The organism is Oligosphaera ethanolica (assembly GCF_030814695.1).
In the GTDB taxonomy this organism is placed as follows: Bacteria; Verrucomicrobiota; Lentisphaeria; order Oligosphaerales; family Oligosphaeraceae; genus Oligosphaera; species Oligosphaera ethanolica.
Map to the genome: position 1 here is coordinate 1,012,977 of NZ_JAUSVL010000001.1, position 26,529 is coordinate 1,039,505.

Annotated in this window: 19 protein-coding genes; 9 read left to right on the top strand and 10 right to left on the bottom strand. The window is 61.3% G+C overall.

The genetic code is table 11. From position 1 onward, the window contains the following. Nucleotides 1–304 precede the first annotated feature (304 nt). The 3 genes from J3R75_RS03550 to J3R75_RS03560 all read left to right on the top strand — a co-directional run bounded on the left by J3R75_RS03550 (nt 305) and on the right by J3R75_RS03560 (nt 5,510). Nucleotides 305–1,123, top strand: a complete 819-nt coding sequence (locus tag J3R75_RS03550) for an enoyl-ACP reductase FabI (protein WP_307259961.1) — start codon at nt 305–307, stop codon at nt 1,121–1,123. A 213-nt stretch (nt 1,124–1,336) separates the two neighbouring features. Next, nucleotides 1,337–2,524, top strand: coding sequence for an aspartate aminotransferase family protein (locus J3R75_RS03555; protein ID WP_307259962.1), 1,188 nt, complete (start codon nt 1,337–1,339; stop codon nt 2,522–2,524). Between the two features lie 151 nt (nt 2,525–2,675). After that, entirely contained in the window at nt 2,676–5,510 is a 2,835-nt protein-coding gene (locus tag J3R75_RS03560; RefSeq protein WP_307259963.1) for a hypothetical protein, read from the top strand. Nucleotides 5,511–5,928: 418 nt separating this feature from the next. Here the strand turns inward: J3R75_RS03560 and J3R75_RS03565 are convergent, their stop codons facing one another. Together J3R75_RS03565 and J3R75_RS03570 are read right to left on the bottom strand one after the other, a co-directional pair. After that, nucleotides 5,929–7,287, bottom strand: coding sequence for a transposase (locus J3R75_RS03565; protein WP_307259069.1), 1,359 nt, complete (start codon nt 7,285–7,287; stop codon nt 5,929–5,931). A gap of 2 nt (nt 7,288–7,289) precedes the next feature. Next, a complete protein-coding gene (locus J3R75_RS03570; RefSeq protein WP_307259070.1) occupies nt 7,290–7,637 on the bottom strand; it encodes an HTH domain-containing protein in 348 nt (115 codons plus the stop codon). 952 nt (nt 7,638–8,589) lie between these two features. Between J3R75_RS03570 and J3R75_RS03575 the strand changes: the two genes are divergently transcribed. Continuing rightward, the gene (locus tag J3R75_RS03575) at nt 8,590–12,321 is read left to right on the top strand and encodes a response regulator (RefSeq protein WP_307259964.1); all 3,732 of its coding nucleotides are present in this window, start codon (nt 8,590–8,592) and stop codon (nt 12,319–12,321) included. 183 nt (nt 12,322–12,504) lie between these two features. On the opposite strand, the gene J3R75_RS03580 is transcribed toward J3R75_RS03575, so the two are convergent. Continuing rightward, nucleotides 12,505–14,088 carry a flippase activity-associated protein Agl23 gene (locus J3R75_RS03580; protein WP_307259965.1) on the bottom strand — a complete coding sequence of 528 codons (1,584 nt, stop codon included), beginning with the start codon at nt 14,086–14,088 and terminating at the stop codon, nt 12,505–12,507. A gap of 277 nt (nt 14,089–14,365) precedes the next feature. Here J3R75_RS03580 and folK point away from each other — a divergent pair, with 277 nt between their 5' ends. Then, entirely contained in the window at nt 14,366–14,848 is a 483-nt protein-coding gene (folK, locus tag J3R75_RS03585; RefSeq protein WP_307259967.1) for a 2-amino-4-hydroxy-6-hydroxymethyldihydropteridine diphosphokinase, read from the top strand. Between the two features lie 78 nt (nt 14,849–14,926). Here the strand turns inward: folK and J3R75_RS03590 are convergent, their stop codons facing one another. Beyond that, a complete protein-coding gene (locus tag J3R75_RS03590; RefSeq protein ID WP_307259968.1) occupies nt 14,927–15,439 on the bottom strand; it encodes a P-loop NTPase family protein in 513 nt (170 codons plus the stop codon). 814 nt (nt 15,440–16,253) lie between these two features. Between J3R75_RS03590 and J3R75_RS03595 the strand changes: the two genes are divergently transcribed. From J3R75_RS03595 to J3R75_RS03605, 3 genes are read left to right on the top strand one after another with little or no spacing between them, the layout of a single operon-like run. Next, nucleotides 16,254–17,510 (top strand): class I SAM-dependent RNA methyltransferase, encoded by a 1,257-nt coding sequence (locus J3R75_RS03595; protein WP_307259969.1) that lies wholly within the window; start codon nt 16,254–16,256, stop codon nt 17,508–17,510. A gap of 17 nt (nt 17,511–17,527) precedes the next feature. Then, nucleotides 17,528–18,400 (top strand): sugar phosphate isomerase/epimerase family protein, encoded by an 873-nt coding sequence (locus tag J3R75_RS03600; RefSeq protein WP_307259970.1) that lies wholly within the window; start codon nt 17,528–17,530, stop codon nt 18,398–18,400. A 25-nt stretch (nt 18,401–18,425) separates the two neighbouring features. After that, nucleotides 18,426–19,034: an L-threonylcarbamoyladenylate synthase gene (locus J3R75_RS03605; RefSeq protein ID WP_307259971.1), complete on the top strand. Its 609-nt coding sequence runs from the start codon at nt 18,426–18,428 to the stop codon at nt 19,032–19,034. Nucleotides 19,035–19,047: 13 nt separating this feature from the next. On the opposite strand, the gene J3R75_RS03610 is transcribed toward J3R75_RS03605, so the two are convergent. The 5 genes from J3R75_RS03610 to rdgB all read right to left on the bottom strand — a co-directional run bounded on the left by J3R75_RS03610 (nt 19,048) and on the right by rdgB (nt 23,647). Further along, nucleotides 19,048–19,959, bottom strand: a complete 912-nt coding sequence (locus J3R75_RS03610; protein ID WP_307259972.1) for an EamA family transporter — start codon at nt 19,957–19,959, stop codon at nt 19,048–19,050. 1 nt (nt 19,960) lies between these two features. Beyond that, a complete protein-coding gene (locus J3R75_RS03615; protein WP_307259973.1) occupies nt 19,961–20,656 on the bottom strand; it encodes an HAD family acid phosphatase in 696 nt (231 codons plus the stop codon). Nucleotides 20,657–20,781: 125 nt separating this feature from the next. Then, nucleotides 20,782–21,216, bottom strand: coding sequence for an ACT domain-containing protein (locus J3R75_RS03620; RefSeq protein ID WP_307259974.1), 435 nt, complete (start codon nt 21,214–21,216; stop codon nt 20,782–20,784). Between the two features lie 55 nt (nt 21,217–21,271). After that, on the bottom strand, nt 21,272–22,573 hold the full coding sequence (locus tag J3R75_RS03625; RefSeq protein WP_307259975.1) for a phenylacetate--CoA ligase family protein: 1,302 nt from the start codon (nt 22,571–22,573) through the stop codon (nt 21,272–21,274). 486 nt (nt 22,574–23,059) lie between these two features. Then, nucleotides 23,060–23,647, bottom strand: a complete 588-nt coding sequence (gene rdgB, locus J3R75_RS03630) for an RdgB/HAM1 family non-canonical purine NTP pyrophosphatase (protein ID WP_307259976.1) — start codon at nt 23,645–23,647, stop codon at nt 23,060–23,062. A gap of 174 nt (nt 23,648–23,821) precedes the next feature. Between rdgB and rbr the strand changes: the two genes are divergently transcribed. Further along, a complete protein-coding gene (gene rbr, locus J3R75_RS03635; protein WP_307259977.1) occupies nt 23,822–24,358 on the top strand; it encodes a rubrerythrin in 537 nt (178 codons plus the stop codon). 110 nt (nt 24,359–24,468) lie between these two features. Here the strand turns inward: rbr and guaA are convergent, their stop codons facing one another. Then, nucleotides 24,469–26,019 (bottom strand): glutamine-hydrolyzing GMP synthase, encoded by a 1,551-nt coding sequence (gene guaA, locus J3R75_RS03640; RefSeq protein ID WP_307259978.1) that lies wholly within the window; start codon nt 26,017–26,019, stop codon nt 24,469–24,471. Nucleotides 26,020–26,529: the final 510 nt, after the last annotated feature.

Here is a 26,529-nt window from a genome sequence, read left to right on the forward strand (position 1 = left end):
ACATGCCAAGATCATTGCCGCCGGGACGGCGGCGCTCCCAGGAGTCCCCCGCGTCCGCCAAGCAGTCCCCCGCGTCCAAGAGGTCCCCAATCAGTCCCCGGCGTCCAAAGCGTCAATCCCCACGGTCCAGAAAGTCCCCACGGTCCAATCCATGGGATCATGCCTCATGAGTCCGTGAGTCCTCGCCCCAGCGCCGCCGCCAACCGGTCCCCGGCGTCCAAGAGGTCCCCAGTCAGTCCCCAGTGCCGCCGCCAACCGGTCCCCACCTTGTTTTTCCTGCCTGAAAACTTATATTTGCGCGATCATGGACTTCTTACAACTTCACAACAAAAACATCGTCGTCATGGGCGTGGCCAATCGCCGCAGCGTCGCCTGGGCGGTCGCCAAGGTCCTTTTGGACGTCGGCGCCAAGCCGATCTATGTCTTCAAGGACCAGGCGCTGCTGGAAAAAAACCGCGCACTCATCGGCGCGGCCGCGCCAGTCGTGATCTGCGATGTCGAGAAGGACGCCGATTTGGCCGCATTGCCGGCCGCTGTAAGCGCCATTGCCCCGGAGGTTCACGGCCTGGTGCACTCCATCGCTTTCGCCAATTATAGCGAGGGTCTCAAGCCCTTCCATGAAACCATCAAGAAAGACTTTCTGCAGGCGGTAGACATCTCCTGCTTTTCGCTGGTAGAGGTCGCCAACCGCCTCAAGGCCCTTTTCAGCCCGGACGCCGCCATCGTCACCATGAGCATCTCGACCACCCGCATGGCCTCCGAAAACTACGGCTACATGGGCCCGATCAAGGCCGCACTGGACTCCACCGTGGCTTTCCTGGCCAAGTCCCTCAGCCAGGAAGTCTCGCCACACATCCGCGTCAACGCCGTCGGCGCCGGACTGCTCAAAACATCGGCCTCCGCCGGCATCCCCGGCTATATCGACGCCTATCTCTACGCCGAAAAGGTCATTCCCCGCCACCAGGCGCTGGATACCAGCGAGGTCGCCAACACCGTGGCATTCCTCCTCAGTCAACGCTCCAGCGGCATCAACGCCCAGACCATCACGGTCGACGCCGGCATGAGCATCAACTACTTCGACCGCGACGTGGTCCGACGAGTCACCGCCGCCCGTCCGCAATGACCCCCGGCCAACGGCGCTTTTTACCGCCGGCCATTGGCAAATCATCCCCCCGCATTCATGGTATGCATTTGCCCACTCGGGACCGTCATTAACCGGCTGACCGTAACCTAGCCAGGCTGCAAGGACGGCGCGGCGTGACCAGCAACGCACGCTCAAACAACATTCGACGGCACGACCGTCATTCCCACGTTTTTGCATAAAGGACCCACGCACATGACACTCACCAAAGACCAACTGCTGGCCATGCAGGACCAGTACGTCCTCAAAACCTACTCGCGGGACACCATCATGACCCGCGGCGAAGGCAGCTATCTGTGGGACATCGACGGCAAACGCTACCTCGATTTCGCCATGGGCATCAGCGTCTGCAACCTCGGCCACTGCCACCCCGCCGTCACCAAGGCCATCTGCGAACAGGCCGCAAAGCTCGTCCATGTCTCCAATCTCTACCAGAATGAAAATCAGCCCCAGCTGGCCAAGATCATCGCCGAAGCCAGCTTCGGCGGCAAGGTCTTCTTCGCTAACAGCGGCGCCGAAGCCAACGAGGGGCTGATCAAATTCGCCCGGAAATGGGGCAGCCGCAACGGCGGCCGCTACGAAATCATCTGTATGAACAACTCCTTCCACGGCAGAACCCTCGCCACCCTCGCCGCCACCGGCCGCAGTAAATACCGCGACGGCTTCCAGCCCGATGTCCAGGGATTCGTCTTCGCCGACTTCAATGACCTCGACTCAATCAGGGCCAAAATCGGCCCAAAGACCGTCGCCGTGCTCATCGAACCCGTCCAGGGCGAAGGCGGCATCATCCCCGCCGACAAGGCCTTCATGACCGCCCTCCGCCAGCTCTGCGATGAGCATCAGCTACTCCTGCTCCTCGACGAGGTCCAGTGCGGCATGGGCCGGACCGGCAAATACTTCGCCTACCAGCATTACGGCTTCGCACCCGACGGCATGAGCATGGCCAAGGCCCTGGGCAACGGCCTGCCCATGGGCGCCTTCACGGTCCAGCAGAAGTACCACGACGTGCTCCCCCCCGGCACCCACGCCAGCACCTTCGGCGGCACCGCCCTGGCCTGCGCCGCCGGCATCGCCGTCTTCCAGACCATCGCCCACGAAAAACTCCTCGACAACGTCCAGGCCATGAGCGACTACTTCTTCGGTGAGCTCCGCGCCCTGCAGGCCAAATACCCCGTCATCAAAACCGTCCGCGGCATCGGCCTGATGGTCGGCGCCGACGTCGGCGACAAACAAGCCGCCATCCTTGCCGGCTGCCGCGAGCTCGGGCTGCTGGCCCTCCCCGCCGGCGAAGGCATCCTCCGTATGCTGCCGCCGCTCAATGTCAGCAAAGGCCAGATCGACGACGCCTGCGCCATCCTGGACAAGGTCCTCGCCCGGCTCTGAGCAACGCAGCCCAACAGGGCACGGCGCGCCGTACACACCCGCCACGCCCCCTTGACCGCCGACCGCCAGCCGGGCAGACCACGCCCGGCTGGCGGTTTTCTTTTCACCTCACCCCGCATTGCCCACAAGCCAATTCCTGAGGGCCGACGCCATGCCGCACCGCAGCAACCCCTTCGCTGATCTCCCGCCACAGCCGCCCGAGTCAACATGGTCCTTCGTTGCCGACCTGCAGACGCCCCTCCACCGGCCGTTCCACTGGCCCACACGCGCCGCCAAGCGCACCGAGGTCGACCTCGGCCACGGCGTCGCCATCAACAGCGCCTTCCCTGACCCTGACGGCGCCCTCGAGACCGCCTTTGCTGACTTCCGCCTCTTCCTCGCCTGCGCCAACACCCCCGTCGTCGCCGCAGACGTCCCCGGCGCCTTCGTCATCAGCGTCGCCCTAAGCCGCCGCTGCCGGAAACCGGAATACCACCGCCTGCGCATCAGCGCCCGCCAGTGCAGCATCTGCGCCGCCGACAGCGACGGCGTCCGCCGCGCCTTCGTCTGGCTGGAAGAGCTCATGCAGAGCGCCCAGGGGCCATTCCTCCCCAAGGGCGACCGCACGCACGTGCCCTTCATCCGCGACCGCATCTCCCGTTGTTTCTTTGGCCCCATCAACCGCGCCCCAAAACACCGCGATGAACTCAACGACGACGTCAATTACTATCCCGACGAGTACCTCAACCGCCTCGCTCACCAAGGCGTCAACGGCCTCTGGCTCAGCATCAAACTGCGCGATACGGTCCCCTCACAGCTCATACCTGAATTCGGTAGCGGCTCGCCACAGCGCCTCGACAAACTGCGCGACACCGTCCGCCGCTGCGCCCGCTACGGCATCCGCGTCTTCGTCTTCTGCATCGATCCAGCCGCGCAGCCGTTGAACAGCCCGGCCCTCGCCGCCCACCCCGAGCTCAAAGGCCGCGTCGCCGGCGGCCAAGCCGCCTTCTGCACCAGCAGCGCGCTCGGCCAGGCTTACCTCGAAGAAGCCACCCGCGAACTCTTCAGCGCCGTGCCCGGCCTCGGCGGCATGATCGTCATTCCCGTCGGCGAACGCTTCACCCACTGCTATTCGCTGAGCACGGACGCACAAAGCTGCCCGCGCTGCCGCGAGCGTTCACCCGAAGCCGTCCTGGCCGACACCCTCGCCGCCATGGCCCGCGGCGTCCACGCCGTCGCCCCCAACGCGCTGGTCATCGCCTGGCCCTACGGCCAGATCATTGCCTGGGGCCGCGACCGCGGCGTTGCCGCCGCCACGCAACTGCCGCCGGACGTCGTCCTTATGCACAATTTCGAAACCGACAGCAGCAAAATGCAACTAGGCCAAAGCCGCCCCTGCTGGGACTACTGGCTCTCGCAGGTCGGCCCCGGCATTCTCTGCGAGGACGCCAGCCGCGCCGCCGTCGCCCGCGGCAATCGCGTCTTTGCCAAACTCCAAGTCAGCTGTTCACACGAGATCGCCACCGTGCCCGGCATCCCCGTCCCTGGCCTGCTCTATCAGAAGTACCGCGCCATGCGCAAACTCGGCTTCAGTGGCGCCATGTACTGCTGGTTCATGGGCAGCTACCCCGGGCTCATGAGCCACGCCGCCGGGCTCCTCGCCAACGAGCCATTCCCAGCGAGCGAGACCGACTTCCTTCGCCAACTGGCAGCCATCACCTGGCCGCGGCACCCGCAACAGCTCGTCAAAGCCTGGCAGTACTTCCAAAAGGGCTTCGAATGCTTTCCCGCGACCCATCTTTTCCAGTACTACGGCCCCGTTAACGACGGTCCCGCCTGGCCGCTTTTCCTTGTCCCCCGCGAACTGCCCCTTGCGCCATCCTGGCAACTGCGCTACCTCCCCAGCGGCGACCATATCAACGAATGCCTCGCCAGTAATTTCACCCTCGCCGAAGTCACCAGCCTCTGCGATAACATGGCCCGAAACTGGCGCAAAGGCTGCCTCATTCTCACACAGCTGCGCGACGACTACCAAAACGATCCCGAACGCCTGCGCGACCTCAATCTCGCCGAAGCCATCGGTATCCAACTCGACAGCGCCGCCAACATCCTCCGCTTCTACCAGCTGCGGCAAACGCTCCGCGCCGGTGCCGCCGGCAAAAAAATGCTGCAGGCCATGCGCGACATCGTCCTAGCCGAAATCTTCCATAGTGAGCGCCTCTGCAATCTCGCCGAGCAGGACTCCCGCCTCGGCTTCCATGCCGAAGCCGAAGGTTACACTTATTTCCCGGCCAAGCTCCGCTGGCGCGCCAAGCAACTCGAACAGCTGCTCAACACCGAATTTGCCCTAGTCGCCAAGCGCCTGAGCAAAGGCCTCACGCCTTTCCCCACCCCCACCCTCAAGCGCCATCGCTGCCACCACCTCGACCACCTCCCCCGCCACAGCTGCCAAGCCCAACTCTGCGAACGCTGGCTGGCGGCGCAACCCGCCACGACCAGCAGCGAATACGGCAGCGGTTACGACGTCATCCCCACGCCCGCAAACAGCCCCCGCACGTCCTGGCTCGCGTCCTACGACGACGAGTCGCTCTTCCTTATCGTCAGCTGTCAGGGCGACAATGCCACCCAGCCAGACCAACGTGTCGAACTCATCTTTGAAGCCGGGCCATGCTCCACCCGCCGCGTCTTCACCTTCACCCTCAACGGCAACACCAGCAGCAAACGCGATGATGGCTACCTCTTTCGCGAACAACTGCCCTGGACCGTCACCGTCAAACAGCAGCCCAACGAATGGCGCGCAGCCGTCACCATCCCCTGGCAAAGCATCGGTATCGACAAAGGCGGCCTACTGCCGACCAGCATCCGCTTCGCCCTCTTCCGCCACACCAGTCTCGCCAATGGCCAGAACGCCGTCAACACCTGGGCCGATGCACTCTTCACCAAGCCACGGCTGGTGTGGGGACAACTCAACCCCGCTACCGACTTCGGCATCCTTGAACTACGATAACGAGACATGACCCTTGGCAGTAACCGGTCAGCCCCCCCGGTGGGGAAAACCCCGGGGACAATTTGCAGGAAACCCACGGCCCGCCGCCGCCCAGCCATTCGACCTTGATTTCCGCCGACATTTACGGCAGCGTGTTTCATAGGAGTGATTGACAACCAAAACTGTGGTGCCTCTACGAGGCACAGTCTATTGGCAGGCTGCGTCCCCAGGCTAAAGCCTGGGGTTAAGCATGGTTAAGCGCCTACGGCGCAAAAACATAGCCATTGAATGATGGCGGTTTTCGGCCCGAATCGGACAAAGCCCCCCGTCTGACCGGCCAAGTTCGGCCCGGAGGGCCGGACCATGCATAACCCCTGGTGAGGCGCCCGGAGGGCGCCGCAACCAGGGGTCTGGACTTTGGACAATCTTGCACGGACTCCTACGCAACGTCCGGTGCTGATTTTTTTCCCTCCGCCAGCTCGCTTTGCATTAAACGCACCAGATCGCGCAGGGATGGACGGGTGACCGGGTCGTTTCGCCACCGTTCTCGCGTTGGGAATGCCTCGTTTCGCTTGTCATCGTAGAGTCGTATGCTTGCCAGAAGCAAAGCGGCATAGCAAGCCGAGATGAAAGCGGGCACTTTAGCTACTGAATCTTTGTTCCACACCTGGGCTTTGCCAATGCCAAGTATTGCTTTCTGGTCTCGAAAGCTGACTTCGATCTCCCAGCGAAGCAAGTAAGCCCTTATAGCCTGTTCGATCGTGATCTTGTTTATGGCACCGGTTACGACCAGGAAGGCAGGCTGCCGATAGAGAGTGCGCCCATTCTTGGTCAGACGATAGGGAAAAGGCTTAATGACTATGAGATTACAGGGCTGATCGTGGGTCGCACCCGGCCACCTGACGTTTTGGACGCACTTGTAATGCACGGCAAGTTTACGTCCGTGCTTGAATACCTCCATGGTCCGCGTTTCGTAGTTGTCGCTGGCAAGAATATCCTTGGGTGAAGGCAGACGTTGGCCGTACTTGCGATTGCCTTTGCGTTGTTCGGGGCAAAGAGGCTCGACAAAGACCGTGTCCTTCCTCGCTCGCGCGACGATCACGGTGTTGTGAGGAGGATCAGTCAGGAAACAGCTGTTGGCAAAACTGCCGTCGGCGCTTTGGATAAGGACACGGTCGTAACCGCCAGGTATTGCGTCGATTGCCCCACGAAGGGAAAAAAGCTGCTGGCGACCGCGCACACTCATGTTGTGCTTTTTCTTCTCTTCCTTCAGTATCTGTTCCTCCTCCGGACTTGTCACTTTTCCAGCCTTGACCGGTGGTGCGTGTCTGAACGCCACGGGTACGGCTCGACTGGAGTTGGGATCAGAGCCGTGGCACATGATGGTCGTTTCCAGATAGCGCTGGCCAATGACCAGATTGACATGAAACGGGGGGCTGATAGGGTCCCGGGCGTAAGCAGTACCGGGGATTTTTTTGCCGGTCTTGCGCACGAGCGTATCGTCGATGGCGGAAATGATGGGGTCGTAGACTGGGCAGAGACTGACGGCCTCCTGGATAATGGGCCCGAATATGCCTTCACAGTCCCATTTACTCCGGGAGAAAAGTTTATAGAACGCGCTCCAGTGGAACACCATATCTAGAAAGTTAATGGCGCTGGTTATGGTTTTTGGATGACTGGCGCCCAAAAGGCCGATGCCTATCGTGACAAATCGCTTTCGTGACCGAACATCCTTGATGCCCACGCTCAGAGTCGCCAAAAAAGCACGCAACCACACAAGCAGCGATTTGTTTTCCATGGCTAATCGTCCTCCTCTTGGTCCAGCAGTGCAAATTCGTTGCGTCCTGTACGCCGGAACGTGTGTCCGTCGAGAACCTTCTTGGTCATCGCCGACACGATGGACTCGCGACGCAGCTTCACGCCATGGCGCTTCTGCACGCGGTCAAGGATCTCATTGATGTGAAGAGGCTCCCCCGCTTCTCGGAGTATATCGCTAACTAGTAACATGTTAGATCTTTTTCCGGCTGCCTTTCGGTTCGCTTCCAGGCGACCGTCCAAACCTTTGGCCGAGCGCAATGCCTTTAGTCCGGATTCAAGCATTGTTTCCAAGACATTACAGAGATCGTTGCTGCTGATTTCTTTTGCCATACCCGTAGCCCTTCCTTGTTGTGACCAGACACGCCAGCATTCAAGCTACGGGTAGCATAATACGGAGTAGGTAGAATGCAAATTAATTTTTAGATTTATTTTTAAACAAAAAAAATTGTCCAAAGTCCAGACCCCTGGTGAGGCGCCCGGAGGGCGCCGCAACCAGGGGTGTGGCAACAACTTCGAATTGCGCCCGGAGGGCGCCACATTGGCTTGACACGTCCCGTCTCACCGCGTCGGCGGTCTGTCGGCCTCCAACTGCCATGGCTGACCGATCGCATCCAATTGCAATCGGTCAGTGATTGATATTGGATGCCAGGCATGCCGCCGACGTCAACCCCAGGTAAGCAAGTGAGTTCCATTGCCCCTTTGGTCCCAGTCAGCTTCGCCGACTGGGACCAAAGGGGCCGGGGAACACGAATATAGTCGCCGTTGTACCCAGGGCGGCGCACGCTTTCAGCGTGCTTGCCCTGGGCTGGTATGTTTCGCGCTTTCAGCGCTTCTGCCGCTTCGCTGCAAAAAATGCCAGATCGGCCAAGTGCGGCCAGGTAATAATAATGGACGCCAGTCAGTCCCCAGCGTCCAAGCAGTCCACAACCGGTCCCCGGTGTCCAAGGCGTCATTCCCCATGGTCCAGAAAGTCCCCACGGTCCAATCCATGGAACCATGCCTCATGTGTCTGTGAGTCCTCGCCCCAGTGCGCGCAGTCGCCAAGTCGTCCCATGGTCCCAGTCGTCCTCTGAAACCGGCCATTATCAATCACTGACCGATCGCATCCAATTGCCGATTTTGCACCCGCGCTAGTGGAAAAAGTGGGCAAGCCGCGCATATTTATCAGCATCGTTACAAATGCCAACTCGCCTGCCATACCAGCGATGGCACCGCTGCTGTCGTTACCGACCATTGTCGTTCATCGGCCTAGCCATTACAGCCCCCGTCCAAGGCCCTAACCATGGTTCAACCTGCATCTCCAGTACTCGAGCTGGCAAACCCGCCCAAGGGGCCCGAGTACTGGAAATACCGGCCCCGCATGGCCTATGCCCTCAGCATGCTCGTCCTCGCCCTGGGACTTGTCCACGTCTGGCGGACCATGCAGGAAGACGACCGCGTCATGCGCCACGCCCTGCTCCGCCAGGCACGCATCCTGGCCGCAGCCATCCACCCCGAAGACCTCAAAATACTGCAGGGAACAGTCGCCGACCTCGCCAAACCACAGCACCACCGCCTGAAACGGCAAATAGAAATTCTCCATCGTACCCAACCCAATCTCCGCTACATCTACCTCGTCGGCCATCGCAACAACGGCGAGATTTTCTTCTTCCTGGACAACGCCCCCGCTGACACCCCTGACTATGTCGCCCCCGGCACTGTCTACCAAGATGCCAGCCCCACATTCCGTCTTGCCGTCAGCACGGGCAAGGAAATCACCGAGGGTCCCCTGGCAGACCAATGGGGCAACTGGATTTCGGCCGTCACGCCGATTATTAACCACAGTACCGGCCGCCCCATCGCCGCCTTGGGTATAGACGTGGACGCGTCACACTGGCAACGACAACTCCTGCACCAGGCCACCCCTCGCGCACTCGCGGTGTTCACCATCTGGCTCTTCGCCCTCGCGGCCATCGCCGTGATCCAACGCCGCTACCGGCTAAATCCACAGGAAGCCGACCAGTCGCCAACACTGATCACCGCACTTATCGCCATCTTCGGCATCATGTTCACCGCCTACGCCTGCTGGCACACCTACGAAAAAGAAAAACAGGAGCACGCCAACTCCTTCTACCGACTGGCAGAAGCCCAGACCGGCGTCATCGCCAGAAAATTCCACGCCATCGCCACCACCGAACTGGCCGGCATCGCACATTTCTTCACCAGCCGGCCCGATATCAGAAAAGACGAATTCGACCGCTACATCCGTTACTTGATCGGCAAGCCCCCCGTGAGTCTTTGGGGCTGGACTGAACCCGTACCTGCTACTGAGCGCGATGCCTTCGCCTCCCACGCCCAACAGCGCGACATCGGCACCCTCACCATCTGGGAGCCTGGCCCCAATCGCGAAATCCGCCCCGCCCAGGGACGTGACACTTTCTTCCCCGTGCTCTTCTACGCGCCGGAAAACGGCAACGAACGCATCCTGGGAGCCGACCTCAGCAGCGAAGCTAAACGGCTGCGGGCAATCACTGACGCCATCCACAGCCGTCTCCCCACGACCACTGGGCCCGTCGGCCTCGGCTTCAATGACCGTAGCAGGGGCATGATCATCTTCTCACCGGTCTTTGCGTCCGATGACCCGGCATCCTTCCGCGGCATTGCCTTCGCCACCATCAACTTCGCCCAGTTCGTCAACCGGGAATTTCGCCGCAGCGACATGCAGCACATCTCGCTCCACACCCTCAATGACGACGCCTTTCCCGAATTGCTCTGCGAAAGTGGCAAGGACCCGGACTGCCCCGACCACCACGCGTTTACCCGGCCCTTTTTCGCCTTCGGCCAGGTCTTCCTCCTCAACTCACACCCCAACCTCAGCTTCTTCCAGGCACATCCCTTTCGACGCGTCCGTGGCACCCTGCTGACCGGCCTGGCGTTGTCCCTCGCCCTGGCTATCATCTGCAACCTCCTCCTGAAACGCCGCGCCAAACTCATCGCCGATATGCACGCCCACACCAGCGCGCTCTCCGAAACCAAACTCCTCTTCAATCAACTCGCCGACCAAAGCCGCACCGTCCAATGGCGCTGCACCCCCGATGGACGTTTCAGCGAAGTCAACCCCGTCGCCCAACGCGTCTTCGGCTACAGCCCCGATCAGCTCGTCGGTAAGATGAGCATCTTCGATCTCAATCCCGAAGCTGGCCGTGAAGCCTTCACCGCCTTCATGCAGTCTGTACTCCAACAACGCGAGCCTTTCATCGATATCATCAAATCCGTCCAAACCGCCGACGGCAGCGTCATCAAAGTCTCCTCCAGCGGCACCCCCATCATCAACGACGATGGGCAACTCACCGGCATCTACGGCTGGGACCGCGATGTCACCGACCGCGAAGAACTGGCCGCAAAGCTCCTCCAGAGCCAGCGCGCCGCCGAAGCCGCCAACCAGGCCAAAAGCCGCTTCATCACCAACATGAGCCATGAAATCCGCACGCCCATCAACGGCGTCATCGGCTTCTCCGACCTCCTCCGTGGCACCCCGCTGAACAACGAGCAACGCGAATACGTCGATGTCATCGGCTCCAGCAGCTGCCAGCTGCTCGGACTCGTCAATGAACTGCTCGACTACGCCCAACTCGACGCCGGCGGCATCAAAATCGTCAACCACGACTTCAATCTGCGCATCACTGTCGAAGACCTCTGCTGCCAACTAGCCGTGAATGCCCACCAGAAAGACCTTGAGCTGCTCTGCGTCATCCCGCCGCAGCTGCCGCAACTCGTCCACGGCGACGAACTGCACCTGCAGCAGGCCATACTCTGCCTCCTCGACAACGCAATCAAATTCACCACCCAGGGCGAAGTCGTCCTCACAGTCAGTATTGATCAAGAGGATGACAAAAATGCCATCGTCCGCTTTACCGTCAGCGACTCCGGCATCGGCATCTCGCCGGAACACCAGAAGAACATCTTCGAAAGTTTCTACCAAGCCGACGAGTCCATCAAGCGCCGCCATGGCGGAGCCGGTCTCGGCCTGGCCATCGCCAAACACCTCATTGGACAGATGGGCGGCGCCCTCACCATCACCAGCGAAGCCGCCTGCGGGTCGGTCTTCAGTTTCGCCATCCCCCTGACCAAACAAGGCGGCGCCCGCCCAAAATTTCACCCACCACCGCCTGAACTCGTCCATGCGCAAGTACTGGTCATTGACGACAATGCCAAGGTCTGCGAATACCTCCAGAACTGCCTTGCCTTCAAGGAACTACAGCCCCACCGCAGGAGTGATTTAACCAGTGCCATGGGCATGCTGCAGGAAGCCCGCGAAGCCCACCGGCCCTACAGCGTCCTCTTCCTGGATCTTGCCATGCCGGGCGTCGACGACGATTGCGTCGCCGCAATCCGTCAAGCCGCTGGCGACAGCACCATCTTCGTCGGCATGCTGCCCCTGGGCAAACGCCCGAACAACGACGCCATGCTGCGGAAATTTTTCCCCAACATCATCACCAAGCCCATCCGCCAAAAAGACCTCTGGCATTGCCTGCATAGCGCCGTCCACAATGCCACGCACGCACACGCGGCCGTCCAAAATCAAGCGCCAGAAGGTACTGACCAAGGGTCCGAACCGGCGGCACCGCTCTGGCATGAAACCACTGACGCGGCGCCCCCCAAGGCCGATATTCTCCTCGTCGAAGATCACCCCGTCAATCAACGCGTCGCCCTCCTCATCCTGGAAAAAGCCGGCTACCACGCCGATCTAGCCAACAACGGCAACGAAGCCCTGCGCTTCCTCACCCAAAAAAGCTACCAGCTGGTCCTCATGGACGTGCAAATGCCCGAAATGGACGGCCTGGAAGCCACCCGCCGCATCCGGGACGCAAATTTCCCTGCCATCAACCGCGACGTCCCCATCGTCGCCATCACCGCCCACGCCATCCATGGCTATCGCGAAAACTGCCTGGCCGCCGGCATGAACGACTTCCTCACCAAACCCTACACAGCCGGGCAACTGCGCAAGCTGATTGATCACTGGCTGCGCAAATAACGCGATCACCGGGATACCGCCGTCATTCGGCCCGCAGGGCCGCACCATGCACAACCCCAGGTGAGGTGCCCGGAGGGTGACGCAACCCTTGGTTTGACTTCAACTTAATTTTCGCCCGGCGGGCGCCACCCTAGAACCGGCAATGATGCATCTCACCCTGATGCAAATGGACGCGCCCCGCTACTAGCGCTGCTGCCGTGCCAGCCACTTGTCCCACGCGTCTCGGCGCACACGCAAGACCATGAAGCAATTGGGCCGCCACCCATAAAGCTCACGCTGATAGACCGCGCCAATCAGTTTTTCCACCTCGTCGTCATATGCTACTGAACAGACGATGAAGTGCGGCCGCGCCGCCACCAGCGCCGGGACTGGCTCGGCCCAGTAGCCCACGGCGTCATAACGCCGCAGATACCAAGGCAAGGGCCAGGCGTCCTCGGCCGAACTGAACACGGCAATATCAGCCCTGCCAGATGCCGCCCCGGGAGCCGGCACCCCGCAAGCCGCCACGGCGTCAATGCGCTGTGCCAATCGCCGCGCATCCGGCAGAGTATGTGCATAGGCGTAGGGATTGCGCGGATCCGCCGCATAGCGTCCATTCGCGCGACGGGTTTGCGCCGCCAGCGGCCACAGTAGCAACGCGCACAGCAGCATGCCGGGCACCTGCCAGTACCAGTGCCGCAACCACGCGTACAACGTCGCCACGCCGCAGCCAGCCAGCAGAATGAAGCCATGCCAAAAGGCCAGCGCGCACCACGGCGTTTTGTAGGCTATCAGTGAATAAGTGACCGCTTGCACCAGCGCATACACCGCCAGATACAACAGCAGTGGCCTGGCCACCGGCGAGCGCCAGCGACCGCAGCCAGACAACCCCGCCAACGCGCACAGCGCCAGCGCCAGCACCGGCCATTCACTCCAGCGCGGCCCCGGACCAGCGCGATACCACAAAAGCCGCTCCAAGTAGAAGGTCCACGGCTGGCTATGGTCGCCCCCGCCAGCGCGCTGCAAATAGCCGCCATAGGCCACCACGGAGTCCAATAGTCCGCGTGGATGGCGCCCACCCGCCGTGTACAACAATGCGCTCAGCGCCAGCAGCGCCAGCAAGGCCCAAGGCGCCTGACGTAGCGCGCGCGCCAGCAATACCCGACGCCGCCACGCTGGCTGGCAACACCACAACAACACGCCGCCGCATACCATTGCGGCGGCACTGATCACCCAAGTCTCCTTGCTGGCGTGGCAGAGGCCCCAGAAAGCACCGACACCCACCGCCCACGGCCAGCGCGGCTGCTCAACCCAGCGCCACAGGCAGCACAGCGCCCCGCCCGCAAAAAAAACCAGCAACACCTCCTGTATGTAATAGCGGCTGTAATACGCCATTACCGGCGAGAAACCCAGCAGCAGCGCCGCCGCCACCACGCCGACCGCGCCTAGCCCGCGCCGCAACCACAGCAGCTGCATGATCAGCAGGCAGCCAAAGAGCAGAGGCACGAGCCGGAAATGCCGTTCCGAGCTCTCAGCCAGCGTCGTCACGCCCTGCAACCGCAACCAGGGCACGCTCAGGTAATACAACGATGGCCCATGGTGTTCCTCCGGATCATAGCGATAGCCGCGCCCAGCAAGCAGCTCGCCGCAACGCACGGCCTGATTCGCTTCGTCGTGGTGCATCGGCCGGTCCTCCAGTCCCGACCAGCGCCAGCAAAACACCGCCGTCGCGAGCAGCAACAGCAGCGCCGGCAGCAGCCACCGCACGCATATCTTAGCTGTCGTCATCACCACCACCAGTCTTGATCACAATCTCCATCGTCGCCCCATCCTCGCCGCTCAACAATAACCAACAATCAGCAGCTCTGCCAACCGGTATCGGCACATAATGCCTTGGCGCCCCATTTCACCCATGCGTGAACTGTCAGAAAACCTCCCCCCACTACTCAACTGATCATCCCATGCCTCAGGCCCCTTCTCCTTGCAAACAGCCGTTTCTAGGAATAGCTTGTCGGCTGTTTCATTCCATACCAACCGCAACATTCACCTTCATCCTAAAAAAAACATGGCCCACCCGCCCCCCATACTCATCGGCATCGGCAGCAACGACTACCCCGAACGCGCTATCGGCAAAGCCGAACAGGCCCTGCGCGACGCCTTTGGCGAGGTAAGTCTCTCACACGTCCTGCGTACGGCACCCCTGGATGGCCGCGGCCCCGATTACCTCAACGCCGTCGCCCTCGTGCATAGCGACCGAACGCCCACCGAAATCATCGCGATACTCAAGGCCATTGAAGACCGCCTCGGCCGCCAGCGTCAACAGCCCACGGACGCCATTCCGCGCATTGTCATCGATCTCGATCTGCTGATCGCCGGCGATGTCTGTGACGGCTCCCTTGATCTTCCCGCACCAGACCTCACCGCGCGCCCTTTCTGCCTCTTTCCCGCCGCCGAACTGCTCCCCAACTGGCTGCACCCACGTCACCACGCTACCCTCCGAGAACTCGCTGACCAGGCCCGAGACCACAACTCCTTCGCCAACAACTGACACAACGTCGCCTGCAGCAGCCAAACGGCGCTATTGACAACAACTTGCACTGCTAGCCATCCGCGCCATCGCGTGTCCTCACTCACCAGCGGGGGCTAGGTCTCGCAGCCACGCCGCCGTCTGAGACGGCGTGCGCATGACGAGAATCTTGCCCGTGAAGCCGGCCACCGCCGCCGCCAACTTCGGCCGGGCGTCCCGGTTGTAGTTCCAGACATAGCGCAGGAAGGTCCAGTCAAAGCGTTCGGGACAGCCATCGGGCATGTCGGGACGGGAGCGACCATAGAGGCTAATTGTCCGCCGCAAGACGCGTCCGACGCAGCGCAGACGCTGATAATCCAGCCAGATCACCGTGTCGGCGTAGTGCAGCCGTTCCCGGACGGTCCGACTGTAGTCGCCGTCAATCACCCAACAGTCGCTGCGCAGAAGCTCGGCGAGCTTGCGATCAAAATTGTCCCGAGTGTCCTGCACCCAGCCGGGCTGCCACCAGAGCTGATCAAGATGATGCACCGGCAAATGCAGGCGCCGGCCCAACGCCAAAGCCAGCGTGGTTTTCCCGGCGCCACTGCAACCGATGATAAGAATGCGCTTCATGTGCTCTCCAAGTGCCCAGTAACCAAATCGTATACCCCCCCCGGGAAACGGCTCAAACGTGAGTTTGCCTGAAATGTACGCTCGGCAAGAACGTTTTGCCACCACCGCAACGCGTAGGGGCGGACCGTCCGATCCGACCGATCCGACCGATCCGACCGATCAGACCGATCAAATCGACGATCCGTCCGGTACGGTAATCGGTCAGCCATTGATATTGGATGCCAGGCATGCCGCCGACGTCAACCCCAGGCAAGCAAGTGAGTTCCATTGCCCCTTTGGCCCCAGTCAGCTTCGCCGACTGGGGCCAAAGGGGCCGAGGAACACGAACATAGTCGCCGTTGTACCCAGGGCGGCGCACGCTTTCAGCGTGCTTGCCCTGGGCTGGTATGTTTCGCGCTTTCAGCGCTTCTGCCGCTTCGCGGCAATACAATGTCAGATCGGCCAAGTTCGGCCCGAAGGGCCGCACCATGCATAACCCCGGGTGAGGCGCCCGAAGGGCGCCGCAACCCGGGGTAGGACAATAATATAGAATAGCGCCCGGAGGGCGCCACATTGGCCAGGTACGTCGCGTCCCACCGCGCCAGAAAGAGGAATTACTGGCATCCATTATCAATGACCGACCGACTGCCTTGCTCGCGACTGCTCGCGGCAGTGCTGATATTCCTCCGCCGTGAAACGGTAAGCCCCCCCCCTGCGTGCCGTCTTGCCCCCCCGCCCTTTCCCCGCGCGTTGCCGGCACAATCCCCCCCCGGCGGTATATTAAGTCTTTTACGCAACGACTATTCCCGATCCCAGCTGTCGATTGGAGTTTCCTATGTTTACTGTCGGACAACGTGTCACGCTGTCGATATCTGCCATCGCTTTTGGCGGCGACGGCGTCGCCCGCACTGACGAAGGCCCCGTGGTCTTCGTGCCCTTTACCGCCATCGGCGATGTCATCGCCGCTGATATCACCGAGCAAAGGCGGAATTTCTATCGCGCCGAGCTGCGTGAGATCATCCAGGCGGGCGCTGGTCGCACGGAGCCGCGCTGCCCGCACTTCGGTGTCTGCGGTGGCTGCGCCTATCAGCACCTCGACTACGAAACGGAGTTAGCAGCCAAACGCCAGCAATTCATCGACACCATCACTCGCTTGGGCCATTTTGCGGATTTTCCGGCGCCGGCGCCGGCCGTGGCGGCTCCGCAGCCTTACGGCTACCGCAACAAAATGCGGCTGGAGTCCATCCGTAAAGTCAGCAATCGCGGCCAAGCCTTTGTCAGCTACGGCTATTGCCAGCGTGACAACCAGAGTTACCTCATCATCAAAGAATGCCCACTGGCGCAGGACTGTCTCAACGAGCTCATTCCCAAAGCCGTCAACAGCGACTGGGGCCGCCAGAATGCCAAGCGCCCCAAGCCCTACCCGCTGACCCTCCGCGTTACCTCCAGCGGCGAAAGCCACTTTTTCTACGGGCGGCCGCCCGTGAACATCCCCTGGCTGCGCGAGCAGCTCGCTGGCGAAGAGTTCAGCGTGCCTCTGGCCAGTTTCTGGCAGGTCAATCCGCCGGTGGCCGAAGAGCTGCTACGCACCGTCGCCGATTGGACCAAAGACTCCGCATCCCGCTGCCTGATTGACGCCTACAGCGGCGTCGGCACCTTCTCCATCGCCATGGGCAGCCGCTTCCAGTACCGCGTCCTCATTGAGAGCGACGACCAGGCCATCGCCGCCGCCGCCCGCAATCACGAGGTCCGCCAGCTCAAATGCCGCTTCCAGACCGGCAGCACCGAAAGCCAGCTACCGGCAGTCCTCGCCCACATCAATGCCCGCGAAACCCTGCTCGTCCTCGACCCGCCGCGCACAGGCTGCCAACCCAAAGTAATGGACACCCTGCGCAAATTCCCCGTCGCTGAAATCGTTTATGTCTCGTGCAACCCGGCGACGCTCGCGCGCGACCTCCGCCTGCTCTGCCAGGACGGCCTCTACGTGCCAGTCAAAAGCGCCATCTTCGACATGTTTCCCCGCACGGCCCATTTCGAATCCGCCGTCCTGCTCCGCCATGCATCGGCGCCACAGGATGCCCCAACGGCCTGAACCAAAGGACTGCTGTCATGTTAGCGACCTCAATGTGGACCAGCTACCTCATCGAATTGCTCCCCGACGACATGGTCAAGACCTACGCCAAGTACGGCTGGCAGACCAGCGAACTCAGCGATGAACACGCCCACGACATCCTCAAACGCGGCAAACCCGCCGCCGCCGGCAAGGACTTCCGACGCTTCGCCGCCGATCTCGGGATGTCTTTCCCCCAAGGCCATTTCCTCCTGGCCACCAAGGGCATCCGCCCAGAAGACATGGAAGGCCGCAGCATCGCCGACATCGCTCCCGAAGACGACAGCGCCTTCGCCGCCATGATGGACACCATGAAAAACTGGGTGGAGCTCTTTGCGGCCATCGGCATCAAGGCCGGCGTCCTCCACTGCGGTGGCCAGGCCATGATCGCCAAGGGCCGCGACATGAACCAGGTCTTCCAGCGCCGCTGCCAGGCCGTCGCCACCGTCGCCGATTTCGCCGCCGGCAGCGGCTTGAACATCTGCCTGGAAAATCTGTTCATGGACGGCACCCGGCAATGCTCCGAGCTACTCGCCATCATCAATGAAATCAAGCGCCCCAATGTCGGCATCTGCCTGGACACGGGCCACGCCAACGCCCGCCAGGTCGATGTCCCGGCCTTCATCCGCGAAGCCGGTTCCCATCTCCAGGCCCTGCACATCGCCGATAACCTTGGCCAGAATGACGACCACATGCTGCCCTTTGGCCGCGGCACCGTGCCATGGCTGAAAGTCATGCCGGCCCTCCGCGAAGTCGGCTACTCCGGCCTCTTCAACTTCGAAGTACCCGGCGAAAACTGCTGCCCCATGCCCATTCGTCTGGCCAAGTTCAGCTATGCGAAAACGCTGGCCGAGCACATGCTGCAGCTCTGATCCACGAAGGGGGCCCCGTCCCACTATGAACCGCCTCCGCGAACAACACCCCAGAGCCGTCGGCGACGCCGTCCGCATCCTCCGCGATGGCGGTGTTGTCGTCGCTCCCACCGAGACCGTCTACGGCCTGCTCGCGCGCTGGTCCGACCAAACCGCCCGCGAGCGCATCTACCAGCTGAAGCGCCGGCCGGCAGACAAACGCCTGCAGATGCTCGCGCCGTCGCTCGCCGCCGCGGAAAGCGCGGGATTGCTGCCGCACCCGGCTCTGCCGGCCATCGCGGCGGCTTTCTGGCCCGGTGCGCTCACCGTGGTCGCGCCAGCCCAAAACAACGACAGCATCGGCCTGCGTATTCCCGCCCACCCCTTTATCCTGGCGGTCCTGCAGGAACTCGGCGAACCGCTGGCGGCGACCAGCGCCAACCTCAGTGGCAAGCCGCCGGCAGTCAATGCCGACGATGCCGTCAAGGGCCTCGACGGCGAGCCGGACCTGCTCGTGGATGGCGGCATCGTCACGGTCACCGCCGGCGCAGCGTCCACCGTGCTGTCCCTGCTTACTGATCCACCGAACATCCTCCGCCCCGGCCCCATCAGCATGGACACCATCATGGCTGCCATCAAGCAGGGCGGCGGCTGAGCGCGTTAGCGACCTACCAGCGTCCCCAGTTGTAGCAGACAATCGCCAGGACCATCAGCACGCCGGCGAGAACGCGTCGCGCCATGACGGCAGCATCCACGCGCTCTTCCAGTTCGGTATACCCCGCTTTGGCCAACATGGCGCCCAGGCCAATGGCCAGCAAGCCGCGCGTGCTTTGAATGATATTGCCATTCACGGTGCCCAGATCGGCAAAGCAGGTGAAGAGAAACAGGATGGCCAGCAGCCAGAAAAAGGCGAAGGGCGACACTTTCTTCCACACCGCCAGCGGCTGCCGCGGCAAAAAGGGCAACATCGCCAGGCTGACAATCCCACACAGGATGTAGGCCAAGAAGGCCGACAGTAGCGCCGGCCTAACCAGCCCCTCCATGCCATGGGCATGAAACTGCGGCACGAGCTGCACGATGTAGGTGTCCGACAGGGCGTAGCCCACGCAGGTCCACACCACCAGCAGCAGGCCCCGCAGCGGGATGCGCCGGCCCGCCCGATTCAGCAACGCCGCTGACAACAAGGTCAGGGCTATCCCCAACCACTGCAGCGCACCGTAACTCTCGGTGCGCAAGATCAGCAGATTGAGCAGCGCCAGCACCACCAGCTTCAGCCCCAACAGCGGCACAATGCGCGACGAATCAATCGTCTTCTGCGCACAAAGCAGACCGCCCTGCCCGCAGAGATAAAACACCATCACCCCGACCAGCGGACCGATGTAGTCCGGCAGCGCCGTCCACACCAGCGGCGTCCACATAAACGCCAGGCCCACCAGCGACAACAGACCCATCATGACGTGCGCCAAAGCTAAAATCGTCACCGGGCCGGCCTGCCGGCAATGCCGCACCGCCACACCCGAAAACACATACGCCAAGGCCAAGAAAACTGCGGACAACAAGCCGCTGATGATGCCCGTCATGTCACTCCACCGTGTAGATCAAATTGGGTAACTCGATGCCATGGCGGGCGTGCCCGCCGTCCAAGTCGCTGCGCTGGTCGCCGATATTCAGCCAGATCACGTAGTCCGCAGCCTCGATCTCTTCGCGACAACGCTGTTTGAATGGCTGTACGGACGGCTCGCGGTAGTCGTCGGCCTTCATATAGAGCTTCTCCCAGCCGTCATAACCGACCTGCCGCAAATTGTCTTCCGTGGCCGCCCGGCTTTTTTCCCGCCGGCCGGTGACGAAGAACAGGGCCAGACCGCGCGCACGGGCCGCCTGGTAGAAGGCCAGCACCGGCGCAATCGCCGTCGCCCGCCGCATCTCAATCCACTGATGCCAGGCCTTGCCGTAATGACCAAAGCCCATGCCTTTCTGATATTCGTAAGTGGACAACGCCGTCTCGTCGATGTCCAGCACCACCGCCAGGCGCTTGCCGTCCTGCACGGCAGTCTCCGGCAAGAGCGCCATCGCCTCGGCCATCACTTTGGCGACCTCGCGCTCGTACTGGCCCTGCTCGTAATAGGCCACCACGCCGGCCTTCGCGGCAGGCAAGGCCAGCAACGCCGGCGGCTGTACCGCCGCTGCCGACTGCAACGGGCAGTGCCGACAGTCGCTGCCGCCTAACAGCAGCACGCCGATCGCAACACTCCACAGGACCCCGCGCCACGTCACCATATTTCGCACCCCGCCTTCTTTACATAAAGCCCGCCGGCAGAAATCCCGCGGCGGGCTCGTCATTTCATCACATTGTCAGTACGGGCGGTCTAAGGCGCACACTGCAGCCGGCCGGCCCGATACCGTCACTTACCCAGCAAGTCTTGTTCGTCGTACAGATGCACCCCGGCCTTCTGCAAGGCCGCCATCGCAGCGTCTTTCGCATCTCCGAAACGGAAAATCATCACCGGCCGCACGCCCTTGGGTTCGGCAATCGCGTACATGTACTCCACATTCACTGCAGCCTCGTTCAGGGCCGTTAGGACCTTCGCCAGCCCGCCGGGCTGATTGTCCACATCCACCGCCGTCACGTCGTTGATCTGGCACACCGTGTCATGCGAACGCAGCACGTTCTCCGCCGCAACCACGTCATCGACAATCAAGCGCAAAATACCAAAATCCTTCGTGTCCGCGACCGACAAGCCGCGGATGTTGATCCCCGCATCGCCAAGGGCCTTCGCGACCGACGCCAGACGACCAACACGATTTTCCAGAAAAATGGACAACTGTCTGATAGCCATGCTTACTTCTCCTCTATTGCGCCCTGCACACTGATGACAACGTCTACTTCCATGCTCATTTCAGTTTGCGCAGGTCCTGCACTCGCCGGGCCTTGCCCATGCTGCGCTCAATCGTCCCGGGCTCCACCAACGTAATCTTGGCGCTTAGGCCAATGATCTCCTTGATCCTGGAGGAAATGCGCTCGCGCAACATCTCCAGGCCGCCAACGGCGTCCGAAAAGATCTGCTGCGTGACCTCGACCCGGATCTCCAGCTCGTCCATCGCGCCCTCGCGCGTCACCACCAGCTGATAATGCGGCTCAACGCCCTTCACGGTTAACAATACACTCTCAACCTGCGACGGGAAAAGATTTACGCCGCGAATAATCAGCATATCGTCGCTGCGCCGCTGCACCTTGTCCATACGCACAATCGTCCGCCCGCAGGCGCATTTTTCGTAATTCAGCCGGGAAATGTCATGCGTGCGGTAACGAATCACCGGCATGGCCTGCTTGGTAATCGTCGTGAAGACCAGCTCGCCCTCCTCACCGGGAGGCAACACCTCACCCGTCACGCTGTCGACAATCTCCGGGTAGTAGTGGTCCTCAAAAACGTGCAGGCCGCAATGCGCTTCGCAGTCCGCCGACACGCCCGGCCCAATCACTTCCGACAAGCCAAAGATGTCAAAGGCCTTGATGCCGGATTTCTCCTCAATCAGGCGCCGCATCGCGTCCGTCCACGGCTCCGCGCCAAAAAAGCCGATACGCAGCTTGGTCTGCCGAAAATCCATGCCGATCTTCTCGGCTTCTTCAATCATGTGGATGAAAAACGACGGCGTGCAGCAAATCGCCGTCGTCCCAAAATCGCGGATCAACAACAGCTGCTTTTCGGTGGCACCGCCACCCATGGGGATGACCGAACAGCCCAGGCGTTCCGCGCCGTAATGCGCGCCAAGACCGCCTGTAAACAACCCGTAGCCATAGCTGTTCTGGACGATGTCGTGCTCCGTGCAACCGCCAAGCTGCAGCGTCCGGCACATGGTCTCCGACCAAATCTGAATGTCGTCATGCGTATAGCAGACTACCGTCGGTTTGCCCGTGGTGCCGCTCGACGCGTGAATGCGCACCACGTTCTTCTGATCCGTCGCCAGCAAACCAAAGGGATAATGATCGCGCAGATCAGTCTTCTCTGTAAAGGGAAACTTGCACAAATCAGCCAGGCTCCGCAAATCCTCGGGCTTCACCCCGGCTGCGTCAAAAGCCCGACGATAAAAGGCCACGTTGTCGTACACGCGACGAAGGGTGTCCTGCATCCGCTCAAGCTGGATACGCTCCATCGCCCGGCGGTCCACAAAATCTTTCAGCAGAAGATCATTCATATTGCCTGTCTCTTCTCTCGTTGGCGACTCTCTTGCGCCCTGACCACACAACGGCCAGAACAATCGCCCTAATATACCCCGCCACCGTTGTATCACCACGCCGAAACAAAGAAATGCAGACTACGGCACTCGCGCAAAAGCAGCCCGATTCGACTGATCGACGACTTGATCAGTCGGATCGACGATTTGATCAGTGGCCGGCCCGGCCGCCTACCTAGAGGTCATCCGAAAACTATATTTGCCTGCCATAAGCGTGCTTTCGGCCTTTCATTAGCCACAAAATAGCCATGACTTCTGCGAAAACAGCGGTCAAAAGACCGGTCCGAGCCCTCAGCTGCTGACGCCCAGCGCCTTGCGGCAAACGCTTCGCGTTTGCCGCAAGGCGCTGGGCCGAAAAGGGATAGGTGGGGGAGCGCGAGGGGGAGGAAAGGAGCAATGCTCCTTTCCTCCCCCTCGCAAAACCTACCTATGCATTTCGGACGGCCCCTACCTAAACAGCCCCGCCGCCACGGCGGCTTTGAGGGCGTTGCCGCGATGGCTCATGGCGTTTTTCACTGCCGCCGGCAATTCCGCGAAAGTCTCCACCTCTCCCTCGGGCACGAATACTGGGTCGTAGCCAAAACCGCCCTGCCCGCGCGGCGCCGTCGCGATGATGCCGCGCACTTCGCCTTCTGCCGTGCCGACCAGCCCCTCCGGCGTCGCCACGGCAATGACGGCGACAAAGCGCGCCCGGCGGTCCGTGATGTCCGTCATTTCCCGCAGCAGCTTGCTCAGATTGCGACCATCGTTGCCACCTTCGCCGGCGTAGCGCGCCGAATAGACCCCGGGTGCGCCATGGAGGGCGACGACCTCCAGCCCCGAATCGTCCGCCAGGACCGTCCGCCCCAGCGCCCGAGCGCCGGCAAGGGCTTTCTTGACCGCGTTGTCGCGGAAAGTCTCGCCATCCTCAACCACGTCGGGCATACCGCCGACGTCATTGGCGCTAAGCACTCGCAGCCCCAGCGGGGCCAATATCGCTTGGATTTCCGCAATTTTGTGCTTATTGCCCGTTGCCGCCACGATTTCGTTTGTCATTTGTCAGAGCCCCCGTATTTTAGTACAAGCTGAGCGCGAAATATAGCTTCTGAACTTGAAAAAAGACTTAGCACCATCATAATAAGAACCATTACTGTTTTTAGGCAACCGCGGACTTGCGCCGCGTGCTTTTCCCCCCAGACCCCAACCCACTACAGTCAAGGAGAGACGACCATGGCCGAGCTCAAAGGTAGCAGAACCGAAAAGAACCTCCAGGAAGCATTCGCTGGCGAATCCCAGGCCCGCAACAAATACACCTACTTCGCCAGCGCCGCCCGCAAAGAAGGCTACGAGCAGATCGCCGCCGTCTTCGAAGAAACCGCCGGCAACGAAAAGGAACACGCGAAAATCTGGTTCAAGCTGCTCGACGGCATTGGCGACACCGCCAAGAACCTCAAAGAAGCCGCCGCCGGCGAGCACTACGAGTGGACCGAGATGTACAAGGGCTTCGCCGATGTCGCCAAGGAAGAAGGCTTCACCGAAATCGCCGCCCTCTTCACCAAGGTCGCTGAGATTGAAAAACGCCACGAAGAGCGCTACAAGACCCTCCTGGCCAATGTTGAAGCCGGCAAGGTCTTTGTGAAGGAAGAGAAGAAATACTGGATTTGCCGGAACTGCGGCCACATCGTCTGCTGCGCCAAAGCGCCGGAAATCTGCCCCGTCTGCAAACACACCCGCGCCTACTTCGAACTCCATCGCGAAGAGTTCTGAGCCAGCGTCAACTAAGCGCTAACTCAGCGTCAATCAGCGCTAAAACTCAGCGCGGGCGTTCTTCCCACTGGAAAAACGCCCGCGCTTTTTCATTTCAGCCGCTGGGATGTTTATTCCCACTCAATGGTGCCCGGCGGCTTGCTGGTGACGTCATAGACCACGCGATTGACGCCGCGCACTTCGTTGATGATGCGGCTGGAGATGCGTTGGAGGAGGTCGTGAGGGAGGTCCGCCCAGTCGGCGGTCATGCCGTCGGTACTTTCCACCGCGCGTAGCGCGATGATGTACTCGTAAGTGCGCAGATCGCCCATGACGCCCACTGTCCGCATGGGGATGAATATGGCGAAGGCCTGCCAGAGCTTGTGATAATAGAGGCCAGCAGCCTTGATTTCCTCGACCATGACGGCGTCGGCCTCGCGCAGGATATCCAGCGTCTTTTTCGTGACCGGCCCGAGATGCCGCACGCCGAGACCGGGCCCCGGAAAGGGCTGGCGATCGACCACCGACTGCGGCAGACCGAGCTGCCGTCCCACTTCCCGCACTTCGTCTTTGAACAGCTGCGCTAGCGGCTCCAACAGCAGGAATTTGAGGTCCGGCGGCAACCCGCCCACATTGTGGTGGCTCTTGATCATGGCGGAGGGATTGCCATTGATGGACGCACTTTCAATGACGTCCGGGTAGGTCGTGCCCTGTGCCAGGAAGCGCGCCCGACGCATATCGCGGGCGGCATCGGCAAACACGTCCACAAAGACCCGGCCGATGATTTTCCGCTTCTGCTCGGGCTCTTCAATGTCGACCAGCTGGCTGAGAAAGCGCTCGGCAGCATCGACCGTCCGCAAATTCATCTGGAAATTCTCGCCAAAGAGTTTTTGGACGCTGGTGGCCTCATTTTTACGCAGGAGGCCATTGTCCACGAAGATGCAGGTCAGCTGTTTGCCGATGGCGCGATGGAGGAGCGCCGCCGCGACGGACGAATCGACGCCGCCGGAGAGGCCCAGGATCACCTCGTCATCACCAACGCGCGAACGGATGTCCTCAATGCTCCGGGCGATGAAGGACGCCATAGTCCAGGCGCCACTGCAGCCGCAGATCTTCAGGCAGAAATTGGCGATGATCTGGCTGCCGCATTCGCTATGGACGACTTCCGGGTGGAACTGTATGCCGTAGATGTCCTTGTCGCCGATCTGTGCGGCGGCGTATTCGGTATTATGGGTGCGGGCGAGCACTCGGCTGCCGTCGGGCAGCGCGGAGACTTTGTCGCCGTGGCTCATCCACACGCGCAGGTCCGCCTTGACGCCCGCGAAGAGCCGGCCCGGCTCGACCACAGTCATATCCGCGCGGCCGTACTCACGGGCGCTGCCGGGAACAACCTTGCCACCAAGGGTCTGCACCATCAGCTGCATGCCGTAACAGATGCCCAGCACCGGTATGCCCAGCGCAAGGATCGCCGGATCAAGCTGCGGTGCGCCGTCCTCATAGACACTGGCCGGCCCGCCGGACAGGATGATGCCCGCCGGTGCCTCGTCGCGCAGCTGCGCCGCCGTGGTCGCAAAGGGTATCACTTTGCTGTACACATGGCATTCGCGCACCCGCCGCGCAATCAACTGGCTGTATTGAGAACCGTAGTCCAATACGACGATCGTCTCGTTCTGCAAAGCCATTGTCGTCCTTTCACCCTGCCGTCAATCCTAGCCGCCGAGACGTCATTTGCGCGCCGCAGTCGGAAAAGTCAATAATTTACTCCATGGCCGCCACCAGCGCCGGCCACCAACGGGCTTTTTTTGCGTCCAGCCGGAAATCCGGCCGGCGGTAGACCTCGGCTGCACGGCACGCTCCTTGCCAGAGCAATGCGATGCAACGTGGCAAGCCAATGTGGCGCCCTCCGGGCGCAATCCTATGTTATTGCCATAACCCGGGGTTGCGACGCCCTCCGGGCGCCTCACCCCGGGTTATGCATGGTACGGCCCTCCGGGCCGAACTTGGCCAATCAGCCGACCACGCCGACCACGCCGTCCACGCCGACCACGCCGTCCTATACGTCCTATACGTCCTATACGTCCTATACGTCCTATACGTCCTATACGTCCTATACGTCCTATACGACCTCTACGTCCTATACGTCCTATACGTCCTATACGTCCTATACGTCCTATACGTCCTATACGTCCTAT

Excerpts from the sequence above, each read along its gene's own strand:
- J3R75_RS03550 (WP_307259961.1), top strand. The coding sequence starts at position 305 with ATGGACTTCTTACAACTTCACAACAAAAACATCGTCGTCATGGGCGTG.
- J3R75_RS03555 (WP_307259962.1), top strand. The coding sequence starts at position 1,337 with ATGACACTCACCAAAGACCAACTGCTGGCCATGCAGGACCAGTACGTC.
- J3R75_RS03560 (WP_307259963.1), top strand. The coding sequence starts at position 2,676 with ATGCCGCACCGCAGCAACCCCTTCGCTGATCTCCCGCCACAGCCGCCC.
- J3R75_RS03565 (WP_307259069.1), bottom strand. The coding sequence starts at position 7,287 with ATGGAAAACAAATCGCTGCTTGTGTGGTTGCGTGCTTTTTTGGCGACT.
- J3R75_RS03570 (WP_307259070.1), bottom strand. The coding sequence starts at position 7,637 with ATGGCAAAAGAAATCAGCAGCAACGATCTCTGTAATGTCTTGGAAACA.
- J3R75_RS03575 (WP_307259964.1), top strand. The coding sequence starts at position 8,590 with ATGGTTCAACCTGCATCTCCAGTACTCGAGCTGGCAAACCCGCCCAAG.
- J3R75_RS03580 (WP_307259965.1), bottom strand. The coding sequence starts at position 14,088 with ATGACGACAGCTAAGATATGCGTGCGGTGGCTGCTGCCGGCGCTGCTG.
- folK (WP_307259967.1), top strand. The coding sequence starts at position 14,366 with ATGGCCCACCCGCCCCCCATACTCATCGGCATCGGCAGCAACGACTAC.
- J3R75_RS03590 (WP_307259968.1), bottom strand. The coding sequence starts at position 15,439 with ATGAAGCGCATTCTTATCATCGGTTGCAGTGGCGCCGGGAAAACCACG.
- J3R75_RS03595 (WP_307259969.1), top strand. The coding sequence starts at position 16,254 with ATGTTTACTGTCGGACAACGTGTCACGCTGTCGATATCTGCCATCGCT.
- J3R75_RS03600 (WP_307259970.1), top strand. The coding sequence starts at position 17,528 with ATGTTAGCGACCTCAATGTGGACCAGCTACCTCATCGAATTGCTCCCC.
- J3R75_RS03605 (WP_307259971.1), top strand. The coding sequence starts at position 18,426 with ATGAACCGCCTCCGCGAACAACACCCCAGAGCCGTCGGCGACGCCGTC.
- J3R75_RS03610 (WP_307259972.1), bottom strand. The coding sequence starts at position 19,959 with ATGACGGGCATCATCAGCGGCTTGTTGTCCGCAGTTTTCTTGGCCTTG.
- J3R75_RS03615 (WP_307259973.1), bottom strand. The coding sequence starts at position 20,656 with ATGGTGACGTGGCGCGGGGTCCTGTGGAGTGTTGCGATCGGCGTGCTG.
- J3R75_RS03620 (WP_307259974.1), bottom strand. The coding sequence starts at position 21,216 with ATGGCTATCAGACAGTTGTCCATTTTTCTGGAAAATCGTGTTGGTCGT.
- J3R75_RS03625 (WP_307259975.1), bottom strand. The coding sequence starts at position 22,573 with ATGAATGATCTTCTGCTGAAAGATTTTGTGGACCGCCGGGCGATGGAG.
- rdgB (WP_307259976.1), bottom strand. The coding sequence starts at position 23,647 with ATGACAAACGAAATCGTGGCGGCAACGGGCAATAAGCACAAAATTGCG.
- rbr (WP_307259977.1), top strand. The coding sequence starts at position 23,822 with ATGGCCGAGCTCAAAGGTAGCAGAACCGAAAAGAACCTCCAGGAAGCA.
- guaA (WP_307259978.1), bottom strand. The coding sequence starts at position 26,019 with ATGGCTTTGCAGAACGAGACGATCGTCGTATTGGACTACGGTTCTCAA.